The organism is Acidovorax sp. ACV01, from assembly GCF_014851495.1.
In the GTDB taxonomy this organism is placed as follows: domain Bacteria; phylum Pseudomonadota; class Gammaproteobacteria; order Burkholderiales; family Burkholderiaceae_C; genus Acidovorax; species Acidovorax radicis.
In genome coordinates this window covers 349,245-364,985 of the sequence record NZ_JACUZT010000006.1, presented here as the reverse complement: position 1 = coordinate 364,985, position 15,741 = coordinate 349,245, and the positions used below count along the sequence as shown (strand labels likewise).

20 protein-coding genes are annotated in these 15,741 nt (G+C 64.2%); 11 read left to right on the top strand and 9 right to left on the bottom strand.

What is annotated here, in order from left to right; genetic code table 11:
• Positions 1 to 231 precede the first annotated feature (231 nt).
• Complete coding sequence (locus IB243_RS19040) at positions 232 to 1,008, top strand: transporter substrate-binding domain-containing protein (RefSeq protein ID WP_192428732.1); 777 nt, start codon at positions 232 to 234, stop codon at positions 1,006 to 1,008.
• A 137-nt stretch (positions 1,009 to 1,145) separates the two neighbouring features.
• Here IB243_RS19040 and IB243_RS19035 read toward each other — a convergent pair whose 3' ends face one another.
• The gene (locus IB243_RS19035) at positions 1,146 to 1,607 is read right to left on the bottom strand and encodes an SRPBCC family protein (protein WP_192428731.1); all 462 of its coding nucleotides are present in this window, start codon (positions 1,605 to 1,607) and stop codon (positions 1,146 to 1,148) included.
• Positions 1,608 to 1,753: 146 nt separating this feature from the next.
• Positions 1,754 to 2,071, bottom strand: coding sequence for a DUF2322 family protein (locus tag IB243_RS19030; protein WP_192428730.1), 318 nt, complete (start codon positions 2,069 to 2,071; stop codon positions 1,754 to 1,756).
• 210 nt (positions 2,072 to 2,281) lie between these two features.
• Between IB243_RS19030 and IB243_RS19025 the strand changes: the two genes are divergently transcribed.
• The 3 genes from IB243_RS19025 (at position 2,282) to IB243_RS19015 (ending at position 3,859) form a co-directional block, all read left to right on the top strand.
• A complete protein-coding gene (locus IB243_RS19025) occupies positions 2,282 to 2,605 on the top strand; it encodes a helix-turn-helix transcriptional regulator (protein WP_057272387.1) in 324 nt (107 codons plus the stop codon).
• A 99-nt stretch (positions 2,606 to 2,704) separates the two neighbouring features.
• Positions 2,705 to 3,169: an SRPBCC domain-containing protein gene (locus tag IB243_RS19020; protein ID WP_192428729.1), complete on the top strand. Its 465-nt coding sequence runs from the start codon at positions 2,705 to 2,707 to the stop codon at positions 3,167 to 3,169.
• 63 nt (positions 3,170 to 3,232) lie between these two features.
• Positions 3,233 to 3,859, top strand: a complete 627-nt coding sequence (locus IB243_RS19015; RefSeq protein WP_192428815.1) for a flavodoxin family protein — start codon at positions 3,233 to 3,235, stop codon at positions 3,857 to 3,859.
• 195 nt (positions 3,860 to 4,054) lie between these two features.
• On the opposite strand, the gene IB243_RS19010 is transcribed toward IB243_RS19015, so the two are convergent.
• From IB243_RS19010 to IB243_RS19000, 3 genes are all read right to left on the bottom strand, one after another.
• Positions 4,055 to 4,384 (bottom strand): hypothetical protein, encoded by a 330-nt coding sequence (locus IB243_RS19010; protein ID WP_010460358.1) that lies wholly within the window; start codon positions 4,382 to 4,384, stop codon positions 4,055 to 4,057.
• Between the two features lie 64 nt (positions 4,385 to 4,448).
• Positions 4,449 to 5,435 carry an FHA domain-containing protein gene (locus tag IB243_RS19005; protein WP_192428728.1) on the bottom strand — a complete coding sequence of 329 codons (987 nt, stop codon included), beginning with the start codon at positions 5,433 to 5,435 and terminating at the stop codon, positions 4,449 to 4,451.
• Positions 5,432 to 6,850 (bottom strand): serine protease, encoded by a 1,419-nt coding sequence (locus IB243_RS19000; protein WP_192428727.1) that lies wholly within the window; start codon positions 6,848 to 6,850, stop codon positions 5,432 to 5,434. The genes IB243_RS19005 and IB243_RS19000 overlap by 4 nt, the downstream gene beginning before the upstream one ends.
• A gap of 108 nt (positions 6,851 to 6,958) precedes the next feature.
• Here IB243_RS19000 and IB243_RS18995 point away from each other — a divergent pair, with 108 nt between their 5' ends.
• A complete protein-coding gene (locus tag IB243_RS18995) occupies positions 6,959 to 7,900 on the top strand; it encodes a M14 family metallocarboxypeptidase (protein ID WP_192428726.1) in 942 nt (313 codons plus the stop codon).
• A gap of 55 nt (positions 7,901 to 7,955) precedes the next feature.
• On the opposite strand, the gene IB243_RS18990 is transcribed toward IB243_RS18995, so the two are convergent.
• The 4 genes from IB243_RS18990 to IB243_RS18975 form a co-directional block, all read right to left on the bottom strand.
• On the bottom strand, positions 7,956 to 8,273 hold the full coding sequence (locus IB243_RS18990) for a hypothetical protein (RefSeq protein WP_192428725.1): 318 nt from the start codon (positions 8,271 to 8,273) through the stop codon (positions 7,956 to 7,958).
• A 237-nt stretch (positions 8,274 to 8,510) separates the two neighbouring features.
• Positions 8,511 to 8,720 (bottom strand): hypothetical protein, encoded by a 210-nt coding sequence (locus IB243_RS18985; protein WP_192428724.1) that lies wholly within the window; start codon positions 8,718 to 8,720, stop codon positions 8,511 to 8,513.
• Between the two features lie 31 nt (positions 8,721 to 8,751).
• Positions 8,752 to 9,165, bottom strand: a complete 414-nt coding sequence (locus IB243_RS18980; RefSeq protein ID WP_192428723.1) for a hypothetical protein — start codon at positions 9,163 to 9,165, stop codon at positions 8,752 to 8,754.
• A gap of 309 nt (positions 9,166 to 9,474) precedes the next feature.
• Positions 9,475 to 11,310, bottom strand: coding sequence for a glutamine--tRNA ligase/YqeY domain fusion protein (locus IB243_RS18975; RefSeq protein ID WP_192428722.1), 1,836 nt, complete (start codon positions 11,308 to 11,310; stop codon positions 9,475 to 9,477).
• Between the two features lie 172 nt (positions 11,311 to 11,482).
• Here IB243_RS18975 and IB243_RS18970 point away from each other — a divergent pair, with 172 nt between their 5' ends.
• The 6 genes from IB243_RS18970 (at position 11,483) to IB243_RS18945 (ending at position 15,719) form a co-directional block, all read left to right on the top strand.
• Positions 11,483 to 11,833, top strand: a complete 351-nt coding sequence (locus IB243_RS18970; RefSeq protein ID WP_057272532.1) for a hypothetical protein — start codon at positions 11,483 to 11,485, stop codon at positions 11,831 to 11,833.
• A gap of 218 nt (positions 11,834 to 12,051) precedes the next feature.
• Positions 12,052 to 12,528: a type II 3-dehydroquinate dehydratase gene (gene aroQ / locus IB243_RS18965; RefSeq protein ID WP_192428721.1), complete on the top strand. Its 477-nt coding sequence runs from the start codon at positions 12,052 to 12,054 to the stop codon at positions 12,526 to 12,528.
• A gap of 30 nt (positions 12,529 to 12,558) precedes the next feature.
• Positions 12,559 to 12,975: an alternative ribosome rescue aminoacyl-tRNA hydrolase ArfB gene (gene arfB, locus IB243_RS18960; RefSeq protein ID WP_192428720.1), complete on the top strand. Its 417-nt coding sequence runs from the start codon at positions 12,559 to 12,561 to the stop codon at positions 12,973 to 12,975.
• A 144-nt stretch (positions 12,976 to 13,119) separates the two neighbouring features.
• Positions 13,120 to 13,962: a class III extradiol ring-cleavage dioxygenase gene (locus IB243_RS18955; protein WP_192428719.1), complete on the top strand. Its 843-nt coding sequence runs from the start codon at positions 13,120 to 13,122 to the stop codon at positions 13,960 to 13,962.
• Positions 13,963 to 14,000: 38 nt separating this feature from the next.
• The gene (locus IB243_RS18950) at positions 14,001 to 14,672 is read left to right on the top strand and encodes an alpha/beta hydrolase (RefSeq protein ID WP_192428718.1); all 672 of its coding nucleotides are present in this window, start codon (positions 14,001 to 14,003) and stop codon (positions 14,670 to 14,672) included.
• A gap of 147 nt (positions 14,673 to 14,819) precedes the next feature.
• The gene (locus IB243_RS18945) at positions 14,820 to 15,719 is read left to right on the top strand and encodes a DUF3014 domain-containing protein (protein ID WP_192428717.1); all 900 of its coding nucleotides are present in this window, start codon (positions 14,820 to 14,822) and stop codon (positions 15,717 to 15,719) included.
• Positions 15,720 to 15,741: the final 22 nt, after the last annotated feature.

Below are 15,741 nucleotides of genomic sequence, written 5' to 3'. Positions count from 1 at the left end.
TGACCGTTTCTTCATTTGCCACTCTGACCGCAGCCACGCGCGGTTCAAGGTTGATGGCAGTGTGCAGCACCATGGATACGGGTGCGGCTCGCCTTGAACTGGTTGACCTCATCCCGCCGACTCGCTGGGCACGCTGCGTGGTGAGAGGCTGCTGTATCCTTTTGTTGCGCACCGCTCACGCAGATGTTTGCAGTTGCACAGCCCATCCCTCTTCCTTCGGAGTCTCGCCCAATGATCGCCAAAAAAGTATTTGCCTTGGCCGCCGTAGCCGCCACCCTCGTTTTGAGCCAGGCCGCGCAAGCCGGCCCCCGGCTCGACAAGATCATGGAGGCCAAGGTCATCCGCGTGGGCACGCCCGGCGACTACCGCCCGTTTGCCATCAAGACCGACGCGGGCTACAGCGGCCACGACATCGACGTGATCGAGACCATGGCCAAGGAGTTGGGTGTGAAGATCGAATACGTGCCCACCACCTGGCCCAACCTGGTGAAGGACCTGCAGGGCGACAAGTTTGACTTGGCGGTGGGCGGCATCACCCGCAACGTCAACCGCATGCGCATCTTCGACATGCTGCCCGGCTACGCTCCCTTTGGCAAAGTGGCCCTGGTGCGCGCGGCCGACAAGGCCAAATACATCAGCGTGGACGCCATGAACCAGCCCACCGTGCGTGTCATCAAGAACCCCGGCGGCACCAACGAAACCTATGTGCTGACCAACCTGAAAACCGCCCAGGTCAGCACGCACGACAAGAACGCCGAGATCCCCGCGCTGATCGCCGAAGGCAAGGGCGACGTGATGATCACCGAGACGTATGAAGCCCTGCACTACGCCAAGGCCGACCCGCGCCTGTACGCCGCGTTCGTCGATGCGCCGCTGACCCCGAAGAACTACCTGGGCTTCATGCTGCCCACCGACGATGCAGACTACGTGCGGGTGATGGGCTTTGTGTGGGGCCTGGTGGACAGCCGGGGCACCATCAAGCAAGCCGCTGACAAGTGGTTGAAGTAAGCGGTTGACGAGGGCGTGGCGGCGGGCGGGGCCCCGACGCGCCACTGAAACAGAAGGCGGGCGGCGCAATGCAATACCTGTGGTGGTGCCCGCCCGCCTTGCCGTTGGGCAGCGCTCGCTGCCCGGCGTGAGACGGCTTATTCCCCCGGAATCTCCGGCTCCACCAGCAGTGCCAGCAACTGCAGTGACTCCTGCCAGCCCAGGTAGCACATCTCGGTGGGAATCACCGCTGGAATGCCAGCTTGCACGATGGACACCTCGGTTCCCACGATCACCTTTTTCAGCTGGATGGTGGTGCGCATCTCGCCCGGCAGGTTGGGGTCGTCAAACCGGTCGGTGTGCACAATGCGCTCGCCCGGCACCAGCTCCACATATTCACCGCCAAACGCGTGCGTGCCGCCGCTGCTCAGGTTGGTGAACTGCATGCGGTAGGTGCCGCCGACGCGCGCATCCAGGCTTAGCACCCGGCCCGTGAAGCCATGGGGAGGTAGCCACTTGCACATGGCGTCGGGGTCCAGAAACGCGCGGTAGATACGCTCGGCCGGGGCGCGCAGCACGCGGTGCAGGGTCACTGTGCCGGTGGTGGTGTGGGTGGTCATGTGAGGTCTCCTTTGGGGGGAAATCAGGGGTGGATGAAAGCGTGAACCGCCAAACGATATCGCTCATTCAACGTGTTCACACCCCTACGACGAACGGACCTGCGCATTTTCGACAGCCTGCCGCTGATACAGCGGATTTTTTTGTCTCAGGCTGAAACGGTGCGGACTTCAAAGCTCTCGCTGCCTCCTGCCCAGGCCAGCAGCCGGTCGATGTTGGGGTGTTTGCCTGGGAACGCCTGTGCATCGGCCACATGCTCGGCATACCACTCCAGCCCCAGGGTGGCGGCCGCAGGCGTGATACGGCCGCCATACAACGCCGCCAGCGCGGCGTACACCACCAGCGAGCCCGTCTGGCCGGGCTTGTTCTCGATGGTGGCCAGCACCTGATCGCCCGCGCCCAGCAGGTGCAGTGCGGCGAGGTGGCTGGCGGTGGGGAGTTGCTTGAGGCGGTCTGCGAAATTCATGGGCAGGGACAAAGGGTAGGTGCCACGGGCGGGTTCCCCGGCCCGCAGCGGATGGATGGATCGTGTGGGTCTGCATTGTCGTGCCGCCCCGGTGGGCCGCACAAACCATGCCGTGTTCCGCGCAGCGCGCCTGCATCTTTTTGTGGAGGGTTGACCAATTCATAGCCATTTGGTTATTATTCGTTATCCATAACCAATGAGTTATATCCTGTGAAATCCCCTGAAGACCTGACCTTCGCGGCGTTGTCGGACCCCACGCGCCGTTCCATCTTTCAGCAGCTGTCCCGGGAGGGGCAGCAAACCGTGAATGTGCTGACGGGGCATTCCCACATTTCGCAACCAGCGGTGTCCAAGCACCTGGCCGTGCTCAAGCGCGCCGGGCTGGTGGAAGACCGCCGTGCAGGGCGCGAGACCTACTACCAGGTGCGGCGCGAAGGGTTGGCGCCCCTGGTGGACTGGATGAGCGTCTATGCCGGCTTCTGGAACCAGCGCCTGGATGACCTGGAGAACCTGCTGGGACGCATGGACCAATGACTGCGCAACTCCACACCACCGAAAACACCATGCAGAACCACCCCTGCCACCCTCTCAGTCCTGCGCTGGCGATGGCGTTCCTGTTGCAGGCGGTGCGCCATGGCTGACGCGACCCCATCCCGCGCCACCGCCCCCGCTGCACCAGGCACCCGGTCCCTCGTGTTCGAGCGGCAGCTACCTCACCCGCGCGAGAAGGTCTGGCGCGCGCTCACGCAGTCCTGGCTGATGGAGGAATGGCTCATGCAGAACGACTTTGTGGCCGAGGTGGGGCACCGCTTCACGGTGCGCGCGCAGCCGCTGCCGGGCTGGTCGGGCGTGACGCATTGCGAGGTGACGCTGGTGGAGGAACCCAGCCAGCTTGCCTACCGCTGGGGCAACGGCACCGAGTCGGCCAACGGGCTTATCACCCACATCACCTGGACCTTGCAGGAGCACAGTGGCGGCACGCTGCTGCGCATGGAGCAGGCGGGCTTTCGGCCCAACGACGGTATCAGCTTCGAGCGCATGGGCGGCCTGTGGCCGCGCATTCTGGAGCGCCTGGAGCAGGTGGTGCACGGCCACTAAAGCCCACCCAACATCGCCATCCCCTCACCCACAGTTTCTCAACCCATGAACTCAAGCATGAACATGACCCTGACGACGCCCACTCCCCAAACCACCCGCACCCCCGGTGTGCGCATTGCCATCGTCTTTCACAGCGGCTACGGCCACACGGCGCGGCAGGCCCAGGCCGTGAAAGAAGGCGTGGCGCAGGTGGAGGGCACCGAGCCCCTCCTCATGACCGTGGAAGAAGCGCCTTCACGATGGAATGACCTGGCGTCCGCCGACGCCATCATCTTCGGCGCGCCCACCTATGTCGCCAGCGCCTCGTCGCAGTTCAAGGCTTTCCAGGAAGCCACGTCCAACGTGGTGATGGCCAAAGGCCTGGGCTGGAAGGACAAGATCGCTGCAGGCTTCACCAACTCCGGCTCGCGCTCGGGGGACAAGCTTTCCACCCTGATGCAGATGGCACTGTTTGCCGCGCAGCACGGCATGCACTGGGTGAACCTGGCACTGCCCCCGGGCAACTGCTCGTCCACCGGGTCGGAGGAGGACCTGAATCGCCTGGGCTTCTGGCTGGGCGCTGCCGCGCAGTCGAACACCGACCAGGGCGCCGATGTGGTGCCGCCAGAGGCAGACCTGGCCACGGCGCGGCACCTGGGGGAACGCGTGGCCCACACCACGCTGCAGTTTGTGCGGGGGCGTGTGCACTGAGGTTGGCGGTGCGTGGCCTTCTGTGCTGGCTGCGAAAGGGCACTGCCGGGCGCCACCGCAAAGCCCAGGGCCACTGAATTTGAATGAAACAGGCCTCCAGCGCTTTATGGATAAGCGCTGATAGCTATCAAAAGTGAAGCAATCCCGATGCTAAGAAGAAGGAAACGCACCCACCGCAGCGCGAGAGCACTGGGTTCAGGCCTGCCACACCCCAAACCCCGCTGAGCGCAGGTCGATACCGATCTCGATCTCCCGGTCCACCGCGTCCTCGTAGCTCATCGGGTTGAAGCCTTCATACAGGTCGGGCAGCAGGCGCAGGCCGTATTGCGTCACAAACCGGTTGGCCTGAATGCCCGCCTTGTGCTTGTCAAACCGCACGTCCGGGTCCAGGCCCGTCATGCCCACGTACACGCAGGGCTTGCCCTCGATGTAGCCCGGGTTGCACCGGCGAAAGCGCGGCTCCAGCAGCACGTCTTTGGAGAGTTCGACGACGTAGACGTGGTGGTGGAGCTTGCGGCGGCGCATGGGTGAGATAGGTGGATGGAGCTTGTAGGCAGCGCGGCGGGCGGGGCGTTCTGCGCGGTACTACTTATTCATCGTCCTCCGCCTGCCCGTCATCCCGCAGGCGGCGCTCGAGCCTGCTTCGCAGCGACTCGGTCTCTTGCAGAAACTGCTCCACCGGCACGGCCGGGGCCACGCGCAGGCTCGGCGGGAACAGGCTACTCATGTACAGCGATTTCGACAGCCGCAGGTTGTTCAGCCACTGCGCACCCAGCCACGAGGGCACGCCCAATGCCACCACTGCTGCCACCGTCCAGGCCAGGCCCACGCGGCGGCGCGGCAGCATGGCCGCCAGGTGGGCATACAGCGCCCCGGCCAGCACCAGCACCATCAGCACATTGGCAAACCGCGAAAACGATTCCAGCGAGAAAGCGAAGGCCGCAAGATGGGCCACCAAATGGACCACGTCGATCGCCAGGGCAGCAGCGCACGCAATGCGCACATGGCGCCAGAACTGCAGCTGGCCGCCGAACACCTTGTTGGCCACGGCCCATAGGCCCGACCACACGCCCACCATGGCCAGCAGGGTGAGCAGGCTGCCGGGCAGCGACTTCACGTACTGCGACGCGTCACGCGCCTCCAGCCACGACGATGTCAGTGTTGCAGCCACCACCAGCGCCATCAAAACGGCGGTGGTGCCCGCAGTGCGCCACGGAAACTTTGGCAAAGGCTGCTCGTCAACGATGGCCGTGTCCGCCAGGCGCAGCGCGATGTGGGTGCGGCCCAGGTCGATGGGAGTGCCATCGGGCCAGTCAAATCGGTCGCCCTTGCCATGGTGCTTGCGCTGCAGGCGTGCGCCGTTGCGCGTCTCCAGCACCTCCACCTGCACCGTGCGGGGGGCGTCTGCCGCGCGGTCGATGCGCAGGTGCGTGGGCGCCACAAACGGGTCGTCCAGCACCAGATCGCAATCGAGCCCCCGGCCCACCGTCACGGGCCAGCGGGTGATGGGCGCGCGTGCCAGCAGGGCGCCGTGGCGGTCAAAGGCTTCTATCAGCCCCAGGGTCGGCATCGTCATGGTGCGGCCTCCCAGCGAAACGCCTGCAGGTACTGGTGCGCCAGCTTCATACCGTTGTCGAAAGCGATGCCCTGCACGTCCAGCCGGCCGAGCACGCCTTGGGTAGGCTGGTTGACCGAGGCGGCGAGGATGGTCATGTTGTACAGCCCGGGCAGCTTGCGGTAGGCCGACATGCAGACCACTGCGCGCAGCGGAAGGCTGCCGGGGTCGGTGTAGCGCTCTGTGCACTCGACCGCCGTCTGGTGGCGGTTGCCGCGGATTTGCAGCCGCTCGTTGGCAAAACTTTGTGAATAGACCCGGGCAAACCGCGCGGCGCCCAGGGTGGGCGCGTTGTAGGCCTCGTAGCTCAGGCGCACCGCGCCGGTGTTGAAGTCACCAGCCACCACATCGGTATCGGCCTGGCACTGCGTGCGCTCCAGGTTCAAGCCGGGAAACGCCGGGTCGCGCCCTGAGCCCCAGCACCGCGCCAACGCATCGTCAGGCACCGGCACGCGGTAGTTGCCGTGGCGCTGCTCGCGAAACGGCGCTTTCAAGAACCGGTCCGTCAGCAATTGCTGGTGTCCCGTCAGCTGCTTGGTCATCTCGCTATACGCGGGCTGGGTGATGGGCTCGGCGTTGGCGGCGCGCTGCACCAGCACCTGGGCAAACTCGGCCGGGATCAAAAAGCTGACCTGTTCGCCATCCAGCCGCTTGGCCACGTTGACGCCCAGCACCCGCCCTGCATCGTCCACCGCAGGGCCGCCGCTCATGCCGGGGTTGAGCGTGCCGCCAAAGAAAATGCGCGGATAAAAACTGCGCCGCACCAGCCCGTTGTACGTGCCCTCGGTCACGGCAAAGCCGATGTCCAGGGGATTGCCCAGCGAATAGATGCGCTCGCCCTGCGCCAGGGCCTCGGTCGCGGGCCGAAAGCTCAGCACCGGCGCCGCTGCTGTGCGGCCCTTGGCCCGCAGCACGGCCAGATCGCGCTGCACGTCAAACGCCAGCAGCTCGACCTCGCCCTCCAGCCCCTCCATCGTCACGTACACGCCCCGGTAACGCTCGGGCTCCAGCGCCAGCTGGCTGGCCACATGAAAGTTGGTGACGATCAGTCCATCGGCAGAGACAAAAAACCCCGAGCCAATCGACGCCTGGGTGTCTGCATTGCGCAGCAACGTGCGAATCTGCACCAGCTTGTCGCGCGAGAGCTTGTAAATGCGCCGCGCATCGCGCGAGAGCAGCGCCGCGTCGGCCGATGTGGGTGCGGCAACCGCCGGTGGGGATGCTGTGCCATCCACCGGGGCACTGCCCGCCGGGCGAGTGGCAGGGGTGTTGGGAGCTGCGGGTTGTGAGGCGGACTGCGCGTGGGCCAGTGCGCAGAGCAGTAAAAGCAGCGACGAGGTCGCCAGCCGCAAGGGCCGAATCAAAGGGAAGGGCATCGCGGTATTCTATGAACGCCCTGCGACAAGCCTTTTGACGATGTCCGTACAGTCGGCTCCGTCTGCCATTGGTTCTGCCATTCACCAGCCACTCCATCCCACGCACCCATGCAACCCACCCACACCTATCCCATCGGCACGCCCGGCCAACCCTGGGGCGCCGCAGAACGCGACCAGTGGCGCGCACGCCAGGTGCGCCAGCGCAGCTACGCCGACGACGTGCTCACGGCCATCGAGGCGCTGCGGGGCCGGTTTGATGTGGAGATGTATGGCGACGTGATTTATGCCGACGCCCAGCACCCGGCAGAGCGCTTTCCCCTGCGGGCTCTGCGCAGCCGCGATTGGCAGTCCGGCCTGCCCACCGTGCTGGTGACCGGGGGAGTGCACGGTTACGAAACCAGCGGCGTGCACGGCGCGCTGCGTTTTGTGGATGCACAGGCCGAGCGCTTTGCTGGCCGCGCCAACCTGCTGGTGGTGCCCTGCGTGAGCCCCTGGGCCTACGAGCGGGTTCAGCGCTGGAACTTTGACGCCATCGACCCCAACCGGTCGTTCCGCGACGGCTCGCCCGCGCAGGAGTCCGCCGCCCTCATGCGCCTGGTGGCACCGCTGCACGGCCAGTTTGCCGCCCACATCGACCTGCACGAAACCACCAACACCGACGAAACCGAATACCGCCCCGCCGTCGCCGCGCGCGACGGCAAGGTGTTTGAACCCGGCAGCATCCCCGACGGCTTTTACTTGGTGGACGACACCGACAACCCGCAGCCCGCGTTTCAGCAGGCCATCATCGACGCCGTCAGCCGGGTGACGCACATCGCGCCTGCGGATGAGAAGAACGAGATCATTGGCTCGCCCGTCGTGGCGCCGGGTGTCATCCGATACGCGATGAAGCAGATGGGCCTGTGCGCTGGCATCAGCGGCGCCCGCTACACCACCACGACCGAGGTCTACCCGGACAGCCCCCGCGCCACGCCCGAGCAGTGCATTGAGGCGCAGGTGGCGGCTGCGTGTGCGGCGGTGGAGTTTGGGCTGGCCGACGCGCAGCGCTGAGGGTTGCGGCCCTGCGCGGCAGGGCTCGCAATTTTTAGCGCTCTCTTAGTGCTTGTTACCGAGCGCTTCCCAAAGCACCCAGCAGCCGGGCGCTCACCTCGGCCGCATCCAGCGCCGCGAACGCCATGTTGTGCTGCTCCGTCAGCGGGCCGTGGCCGGGCTCCATGCCACCGGCAGCGCCGTAGCCCATGGCCTTGAACTTCCAGACCCCGCCGACCAGCTTGAGGGAACCCACATGCGCGCCACCGGCAGTGTGTACGGACACCACGCCAGCGTTGACGGGCACCAGCTGCAACGGCCCCGCCACCGAGCCAGGCGGCACATGGGCGAAGGTGGGGGTGAATGTGGGTGGCAGGGGTGGGGTAGGGAGCATGGCGGTGTTTGTATCGCAAATGGCTTAGCGTTTGCTGCGCGGTAGCTCGCCCCGTGTACGGCGTGTAGCGTGTTGTGGATGCTTTACCGGCCGATACCAGGCTCAGCGCTGCACCCCATGGGAGACCATGGGTGGTTAGCATGGATCATGCAACTGGCCTCTAGCGCTTATCTGTCTCTTGCGGCCGAGTGTAGGCGGTGGCTACTGGCTGATGCCGGGCCGCAGGCTGGGCCGCTCTCAATCCTTGAGGCTCACCCCCAGGTTGTCCAGTTTTTTTGCATACGAGTCTTTGCGTTTTACGGCCTTTGCAGCCGTTTCCGTAGCGGCTTGGGCTGCCTTGGGACCCTTGTTCGCAGCAGCTTTGATCAATCCGAGCTTGTGATCGGCATCTGCCTGCGCCCGCTTGAAAGTGGCGATGAGTTCAGCATGGGCAGCGGAGGAATTCACAGGGACTCCATATCAATCGGCGTCACCGCCTTTAAAGCGTGACGTTGGTGCGAAGCAAGGCTGTTCTCAAGTCGCGCGTAGCAGGTTTTGAAATATCCACCTTTTCAACAGCGAGATCGAACGGTGAGCCTGACCTGATGCTGATTGGCAGTATCTTTTTTGCTGGATTTTTGGCCGGGTACGTGCCTTGACCCGGACACATGCGAACGGAAAACCCGAATTCTTCGAGTACACCTTTCGCATACAACTCTGCCAATTGTTGAAACGTCACGAACGTGGAACGCTTAACGTCTTTGAATCCTGGCTGGCTGATGTCACGAACGATCTCGAATTTACCCAGTGAATCTCGCTGTGTATCGGTAAACGGATGCAGTAAGAAAGTTTGGCGAACTCCATTTTTTTTGGACACCAGGGTGTGCTCGACGGCGATATCGGTTAGCAGCATATTGTTTTCCTCGCTTTTCAAGCTGCAGCTCACACAGCAGCATCATTCGCCATTCCACCCAAAGGCGCAGACCGTATTTTCAAAACCAACCACTGGAGAGCTCATGCCCCACCCCTTGAGAGCCGCAGTGCTCGACACGGGTAGGCCTCGTCCTGAGAGGCGTGGACTTTAACGGAACGGCAGCAAATGACGGGTCCATATTGCACTGTGACAGACCGCTTGAATCCGCTGTCGAAAGCTGTCATCAGTCCAAAAGAAACGGCCAGCAAATATATAAATCTGCTGGCCTTCTTTTCAATCAGGAGGTAATCACTTCCCCCACGAATCCTTCAACCCCACCGCCAAGTTAAACACCGGTTTCTCTGCCCGGTGATCCACCCGGTCCGCCACAAAGTACCCGTGCCGCTCAAACTGGAACTTGTCGTCCGGCTTGGCGTTGGCCAGTGACGGCTCCACGATGGCAGTCACCACCTTCAGACTGTTCGGGTTCAGGCTTTCAATGAAGTCCTTGCCGCCCGCATCAGGCTGGGCTTCCAGGAACAAACGGTCGTACATGCGCACTTCGGCGTTCACGCCGTCGGCCACGCCGACCCAGGTGATGGCGGCTTTCACCTTCACGCTGTCGGCGCCAGGGGTGCCGCTTTTGGTGTCGGGCACCACGGTGGCAAGCACTTCGGTGATATTTCCATCCGCATCTTTAGTGCAGCCCGTGCATTCAATGACGTAGCCGCCCTTCAGGCGCACCTTGTTGCCAGGGAACAGGCGCTTGTAGCCCTTGGGGGGCACTTCTTCAAAGTCTTCGCGCTCGATCCAGACTTCCTTGCCGATGGTGAAGTGGCGCTCGGGGCTTTCCACGCCTTCGGGCGGGTGGGGCAGGGAGGGCAGGGTGCAGGGCTCCAGGTGGCCGGCGCCCATGACTCCGTCCCAGTTGGTGAGCACCAACTTGACGGGGTTGAGCACGGCCATGCCGCGGAAGGCCTTGAGTTCCAGGTCTTCGCGCAGGCAGCCTTCCAGGGTGCTGTAGTCGATCCAGCTATCGCTTTTGGTCACGCCGATGCGTTCGGCAAAGGTCTGGATCGACTCGGGTGTGTAGCCGCGGCGGCGCAGGCCGACGATGGTGGGCATGCGGGGGTCGTCCCAGCCGCTGACCTTGTGGTCGTACACCAGTTGCGCCAGCTTGCGTTTGCTGGTGATGACGTAGGTGAGGTTCAGGCGCGCAAATTCGTACTGGCGGGGGGGCGGGCTGGCCAAGAGGCCGCCTTCGGTCAAGCGCTCCAGCAGCCAGTCGTAGAAGGGGCGTTGGTCCTCGAACTCCAGCGTGCACAGGCTGTGGGTGATCTGCTCCAGCGCGTCCTCGATGGGGTGCGCATACGTGTACATCGGGTAGATGCACCAGGTATCGCCCGTGTTGTGGTGTGTTGCGCGGCGAATGCGGTAGATGGCCGGGTCGCGCATGTTGATGTTGGGGCTAGACATGTCGATCTTGGCGCGCAGCACCATGGAGCCGTCTTCGTGCAGGCCGGCCTTCATCTCGCGGAACTTGGCCAGGTTTTCGGCCGGGGTGCGGCTGCGGAAGGGGCTGTTCACGCCAGGCTTGCCGAAGTCGCCACGGTTGATGCGCATCTGCTCGACCGTTTGCTCGTCCACGTAGGCATGGCCGGCCTCGATCAGGTATTCGGCGGCGCGGTACATGAAGTCGAAGTAGTCGCTGGCCTGGAAGGGCGGGGCGCTGGGGTGGCCGTTCCAGTCAAAACCGAGCCATTTCACCGAGTCGATGATGCTGTCGACGTATTCGGTGTCTTCTTTTTCGGGGTTGGTATCGTCAAAACGCAGGTGGCACACGCCGCCGTAGTCGCGCGCCAGGCCAAAGTTGATGCAGATGCTTTTGGCGTGGCCGATGTGCAGGTAGCCGTTGGGCTCGGGCGGGAAGCGGGTGCGGATCTTGGCAGGATCGGGCTGGCCCTGGGCATGGTGGGCGGCATCGCCGGGGGCGCCAGCCCAGCGGCGGGTGGTGTAAGTGCCTTTTTCCAGGTCACTTTCGATGATCTGGCGCAGAAAATTACTGGGCTTGGCGGCTTCTGGGGCTGCTGAAGGGGCGGCGCCGGGGGGGTTGGCGGCTGTGTTGGCGGGGGTTGGGGTGCTCATTGGGCCATTTTAGGCGCCGGTTTCGTGATGGTTTACGCATAGAAACAGGCGCGTATACGTCCAGACACAACGTAAAGACGATTTTGTGCCATCCTTTTGCCTACTTGGTGCGTTATGTACCGGTGAGGTGAGTCCATTTGGCTGGCTGCCCTCGCTCAAACAGGAGATTTCCATGACGAAAACCCGTTCTATCTATGCCTTGGCCGCTTCGGCTGGTGTGGCGCTGGCATTGCTGGCCGGCACGGGCGCAGCCCAAGCCCGCGACGTAAATTGGTCGGTGGGCATTGGCGTGCCTGGTGTGGTGGTGGGGGCCAGCAATGGCTACTACGCACCCGCCCCCACTTACTATGCGCCTCCACCACCCGTGTACTACGCGCCTCCCCGGCCTGTGTATTACGCGCCCGCCCCAGCGTACTACGCGCCCCCTCCGGTGGTGTACTACGGTGATCGCGGCTACCGCCACCACCGTCACCATGACCACGGCCATCGCGGCCATGGCCACAATCGCCATTGGGACCGCTGATCGGCGGCTGGCCTCTGGGCCAGTCGGTTGATCATTTGTAACCAACCTCTTGGGCGCCAGTCGCTCACAGGCAGCGTCTTTGCACAGGCTGCCTTTTACAGCGGCCCTTCGGGGCCGTTTTTCTTTGGGTGCGTGCTTTTCGGGTTGCGCACGGGGCGCCGCATAATCGCGCACTCTGGCCTGCCAGCGTGGCAGGCGCAACGCCCTCGGAGTGCTGCATGTCTGTGAAGAAGAAAACCGTTTTTGTCTTGAATGGCCCCAACCTGAATCTGCTGGGCACCCGCGAGCCCGCCGTGTATGGGGCAGCCACGTTGGCCGATGTTGAAAAGCTGTGCGCAGAAGCCTGCGAGCGCCATGGTTTTGCACTGCATTTTCACCAAAGCAACCACGAAGGCGCATTGGTGGACTGGATTCACGAGGCCGGCCGCTTGCACGCGGCGGGAGAGCTGGCAGGCGTAGTGATCAATGCCGGGGCCTACACCCACACCAGTATTGCATTGCACGATGCCACCAAGGGCACGGGCATCACGCTGATTGAGTTGCATATCAGCAACGTGCATGCGCGCGAGGTGTTCCGCCACCATTCCTACATGGCGGCAGCCGCCAAGGCGGTGATGTGTGGCTTTGGCGTGCTGGGCTACGGCTTGGCGATTGACGGCCTGGCGCAGTTGCTGGCCCAGCAGCCTGCGGCCTGACGCCGCGCAGGCAAGGGGGTAAATAGATATATGGCTCCCCCATTGCCCCTGCAGGTGTCTGAGGACGAAGTAGAAATCACCGCCATGCGCGCCCAGGGTGCGGGCGGGCAGAACGTCAACAAGGTATCGAGCGCGGTGCACCTGCGTTTTGACGTGGCCGCATCGTCGCTGCCCGAGGACGTGAAGGAGCGCCTCCTGGCCCTGCGCGACACCCGCATCACGCAAGAGGGGGTGGTGGTGATCAAGGCCCAGCAGTACCGCAGCCAGGACCAGAACCGCACCGATGCGCTGGAGCGCCTGAATGCGCTTGTTAACACGGTTGCCGTGCCGCCCCGGGTGCGGCGTGCCACCAAGCCCACTTATGGCTCCAAGCAGCGGCGGCTGGAGGGTAAGACCCAGCGCAGCGAGACCAAGGCGCTGCGGGGCCGGGTGCGCGACGGGTCTTGAACGGGGGAGGCGGTACAGCGGGCATCTCCACGGCCCTCGTCAAGGGTGCATTGGCATCACCCGTAGAACAATCTGTCCGACCTGCAGGGCTTGGTACCAGGGGCTATCGGTCCTACATTCATTGCATTCACGGATGGAATTGCCATGTCTGCCTCTGCCCAAGCCCCTACCTCTGCTTCTGCTGTTGTTCCTGCGCTGTTTGTTTCGCACGGCGCGCCGCTGTTCGCCATCGATGCCGGCACCACCGGCCCGGCGCTCACGCAGTGGGGCGAAGGCCTGCGCGCGCAATACCCCGGTCTGCGCGGCGTGGTCATCATGTCGCCGCACTGGATGGCGCGCTCTCCACAGGTCATGACGGGGCCGCAGCCTGCCACCTGGCACGACTTTGGCGGCTTTCCCCCGGCGCTGTACCAGTTGCAATACCCAGCCCCTGGCTCGCCCACATTGGCGCAAGAGGTGCTAGGCCTGCTGCAGGCCGCGGGTGTAGCCGCACAGGGCGATGCCGCGCGCCCCTTTGACCATGGCGCCTGGGTGCCGCTGATGCATTTGTTCCCACAGGCCGATGTGCCCGTGGTGCAGGTGGCGCTGCCCGTGGGGGCAGGCCCGGCGGAGGTCTACGCGCTGGGCGCCGCCTTGCGTAGCCTGCGCAGCCAGGGCGTGCTGGTGGTGGGTTCGGGCAGCATGACGCACAACCTGGCCGAGTTTTTTGGCGGCGAGCGCGAGCCCGCGCCCTATGTGCTGGAGTTCAGCCGCTGGATTGAGGATGCGCTGGCGCGTGGCGACATGGCCGCGTTGCTCAGCTACCGCAGCCAGGCGCCGCATGCCAGCCGCGCTCACCCGACCGAAGACCATTTCTTGCCCATTTTCTTCGCGCTGGGCGCGGCGGGCGACGACCTGTACGCAAACTACTTGAGCCGCGAGGTGATGTACAGCATGCTGTCGATGGATGCTTTTGCCCTGCAGCCTGTCGCAGGACGGGCGGGTTAAGTAAATTTTTTAGCTAAAACTGCCACTGGCGCTTGTCTATGCTCAATCTACCGCTCACATTTTTGCAGCGCCCCGCTGCTTCCACCACCCCCCGCCCCTGGCTGCTGGTGTTGATGCACGGCGTGGGCAGCAACGAGCAGGACCTGTTCAGCCTGGCGCCGCAGATCCCCGAGCGTTTTCATGTGCTGAGCCTGCGCGCGCCGTTTCGCATGGGGCCAGGCTCGCATGCGTGGTTTGACTTCTCCATCGAGCCGGGAGGCGAACGCACCATCAATGAAGAGCAGGAAGCGCAAAGCCGCGCCCTGGTGGCCCAGGCGGTCGAATCTGCCGCCGAGCAGCTGGGCATTCCGCCCGAGCGCGTGGTGGTGGGCGGCTTCAGCCAGGGCGGCATCATGGCGTTGTCGCTGCTGCTGACCAAACCTGCGCTGATGCAGGCGGGGCTGGTGTGGCACAGCCGCCTGCTGCAGCAGGTAGTGCCGCTCACCGCGCCTGCGGACGCGCTGCGCGGCAAGCAGCTGTGGCTGAGCCACGGCACGCATGACAACGTGATCCCGCTGGCCCACGCGCAGGCCATTGCGCACCACATGGCACCGCTGCCGGTCACTGTGGCATACCACGAGTTCCCCAGCGCGCACGAGATCCGTCCGTCTGAACTGGCGGCCACGGTGGCGTGGCTGGAGTCGCTGTCGACGACGCCCACGGCGTTTTAATCGCAGGTTTCGGCGCGCGGTCTACATCGCGTTACCGGGGCGGTATCACCCAGGTTTCCAATCCAGCACATCCCCAAGCGGGATTGCATGGAACGCCTGGCACCGCAGCCGCTCGGACAAGGGTTGTTCTTGCTGAAAGGAGACCCGATGCCCGATCAAGAGACTGCCGAGTTCCGCCCCGTGCCAGAGCGCACGTCCTCCACCCCCTGGGTTTTTGCGGCCGTGCTGACTTGCGCGGTGGCCGCCGGGGCTGCCTGGTGGTTCTGGCTGCGACCGGGGCAGCAACCCCCAGCGCCCCCTCCGGTCGTGGTGGCCCCTAGTGCGCCCGCAGCCCCACCGCCCATGCCCGAAGCCTCGGGGCCCCAGAACCCTGTCGATGCGCTGGCCCCGGCAGATGCCGCGTTGCCGGCGCTGGCTGAATCCGACAAGCGGGTGACAGAGCTGCTGGCCGAGCTGCTGGGCCGCGACAAGCTCACTGCGTTTTTGTTGACCGATGGTTTTGTCCGCCGCGTGGTGGCCACCGTGGACAACCTGGGCCGCGCCCAGGCCCCTTCGCGCATGTGGCCGGTGCAGCCCATGCCGCAGCGGTTTGTGGTGAATGGCGAGGGCGATGCCCCCACCACGATGGCCGCCAGCAATTCAGCCCGTTACAGCGCTTTTTTGACCTTTGCCGAGGCTGTGCCATTGGAGCCCGCCGTGGCTTTGTATGCGCGGCTGTACCCACTGTTCCAGCAGGCGTATGAAGAACTGGGCTACCCCAAGCGCTACTTTAACGACCGCCTGGTGGCCGTGCTGGACCACCTTCTGCTGGCGCCAGAACCCCAAGGCCCGCTGCGCGTGAAGCTCACGCCCGTCAACACCGACGTGCCCAATCTTCGCCCCTGGGTGCGGTATGAGTTTGTGGACCCCGCGCTGGAATCGCTCTCCAGCGGGCAGAAGATCCTGGTGCGCATGGGGCCTGCCAACGAAGCGCGGGCCAAGGCGTTGATTCGTGATCTGCGCAAGCGCGTGGCAACCAGCGATATTTCACGCAAACCTGGGCAGTGAGGGCGTTGGTCCCGCTGCCTGG

What these genes read in the sequence shown, in the direction of transcription:
- IB243_RS19000 (WP_192428727.1), bottom strand. Translation starts at nt 6,850, where the DNA reads ATGCCCTTCCCTTTGATTCGGCCCTTGCGGCTGGCGACCTCGTCGCTG.
- IB243_RS18995 (WP_192428726.1), top strand. Translation starts at nt 6,959, where the DNA reads ATGCAACCCACCCACACCTATCCCATCGGCACGCCCGGCCAACCCTGG.
- IB243_RS19020 (WP_192428729.1), top strand. Translation starts at nt 2,705, where the DNA reads ATGGCTGACGCGACCCCATCCCGCGCCACCGCCCCCGCTGCACCAGGC.
- arfB (WP_192428720.1), top strand. Translation starts at nt 12,559, where the DNA reads ATGGCTCCCCCATTGCCCCTGCAGGTGTCTGAGGACGAAGTAGAAATC.
- IB243_RS19005 (WP_192428728.1), bottom strand. Translation starts at nt 5,435, where the DNA reads ATGACGATGCCGACCCTGGGGCTGATAGAAGCCTTTGACCGCCACGGC.
- IB243_RS18950 (WP_192428718.1), top strand. Translation starts at nt 14,001, where the DNA reads ATGCTCAATCTACCGCTCACATTTTTGCAGCGCCCCGCTGCTTCCACC.
- aroQ (WP_192428721.1), top strand. Translation starts at nt 12,052, where the DNA reads ATGTCTGTGAAGAAGAAAACCGTTTTTGTCTTGAATGGCCCCAACCTG.
- IB243_RS18990 (WP_192428725.1), bottom strand. Translation starts at nt 8,273, where the DNA reads ATGCTCCCTACCCCACCCCTGCCACCCACATTCACCCCCACCTTCGCC.
- IB243_RS18945 (WP_192428717.1), top strand. Translation starts at nt 14,820, where the DNA reads ATGCCCGATCAAGAGACTGCCGAGTTCCGCCCCGTGCCAGAGCGCACG.
- IB243_RS18975 (WP_192428722.1), bottom strand. Translation starts at nt 11,310, where the DNA reads ATGAGCACCCCAACCCCCGCCAACACAGCCGCCAACCCCCCCGGCGCC.
- IB243_RS18955 (WP_192428719.1), top strand. Translation starts at nt 13,120, where the DNA reads ATGTCTGCCTCTGCCCAAGCCCCTACCTCTGCTTCTGCTGTTGTTCCT.
- IB243_RS19030 (WP_192428730.1), bottom strand. Translation starts at nt 2,071, where the DNA reads ATGAATTTCGCAGACCGCCTCAAGCAACTCCCCACCGCCAGCCACCTC.
- IB243_RS18970 (WP_057272532.1), top strand. Translation starts at nt 11,483, where the DNA reads ATGACGAAAACCCGTTCTATCTATGCCTTGGCCGCTTCGGCTGGTGTG.
- IB243_RS19015 (WP_192428815.1), top strand. Translation starts at nt 3,233, where the DNA reads ATGACCCTGACGACGCCCACTCCCCAAACCACCCGCACCCCCGGTGTG.
- IB243_RS18980 (WP_192428723.1), bottom strand. Translation starts at nt 9,165, where the DNA reads ATGCTGCTAACCGATATCGCCGTCGAGCACACCCTGGTGTCCAAAAAA.
- IB243_RS19040 (WP_192428732.1), top strand. Translation starts at nt 232, where the DNA reads ATGATCGCCAAAAAAGTATTTGCCTTGGCCGCCGTAGCCGCCACCCTC.
- IB243_RS19035 (WP_192428731.1), bottom strand. Translation starts at nt 1,607, where the DNA reads ATGACCACCCACACCACCACCGGCACAGTGACCCTGCACCGCGTGCTG.
- IB243_RS19010 (WP_010460358.1), bottom strand. Translation starts at nt 4,384, where the DNA reads ATGCGCCGCCGCAAGCTCCACCACCACGTCTACGTCGTCGAACTCTCC.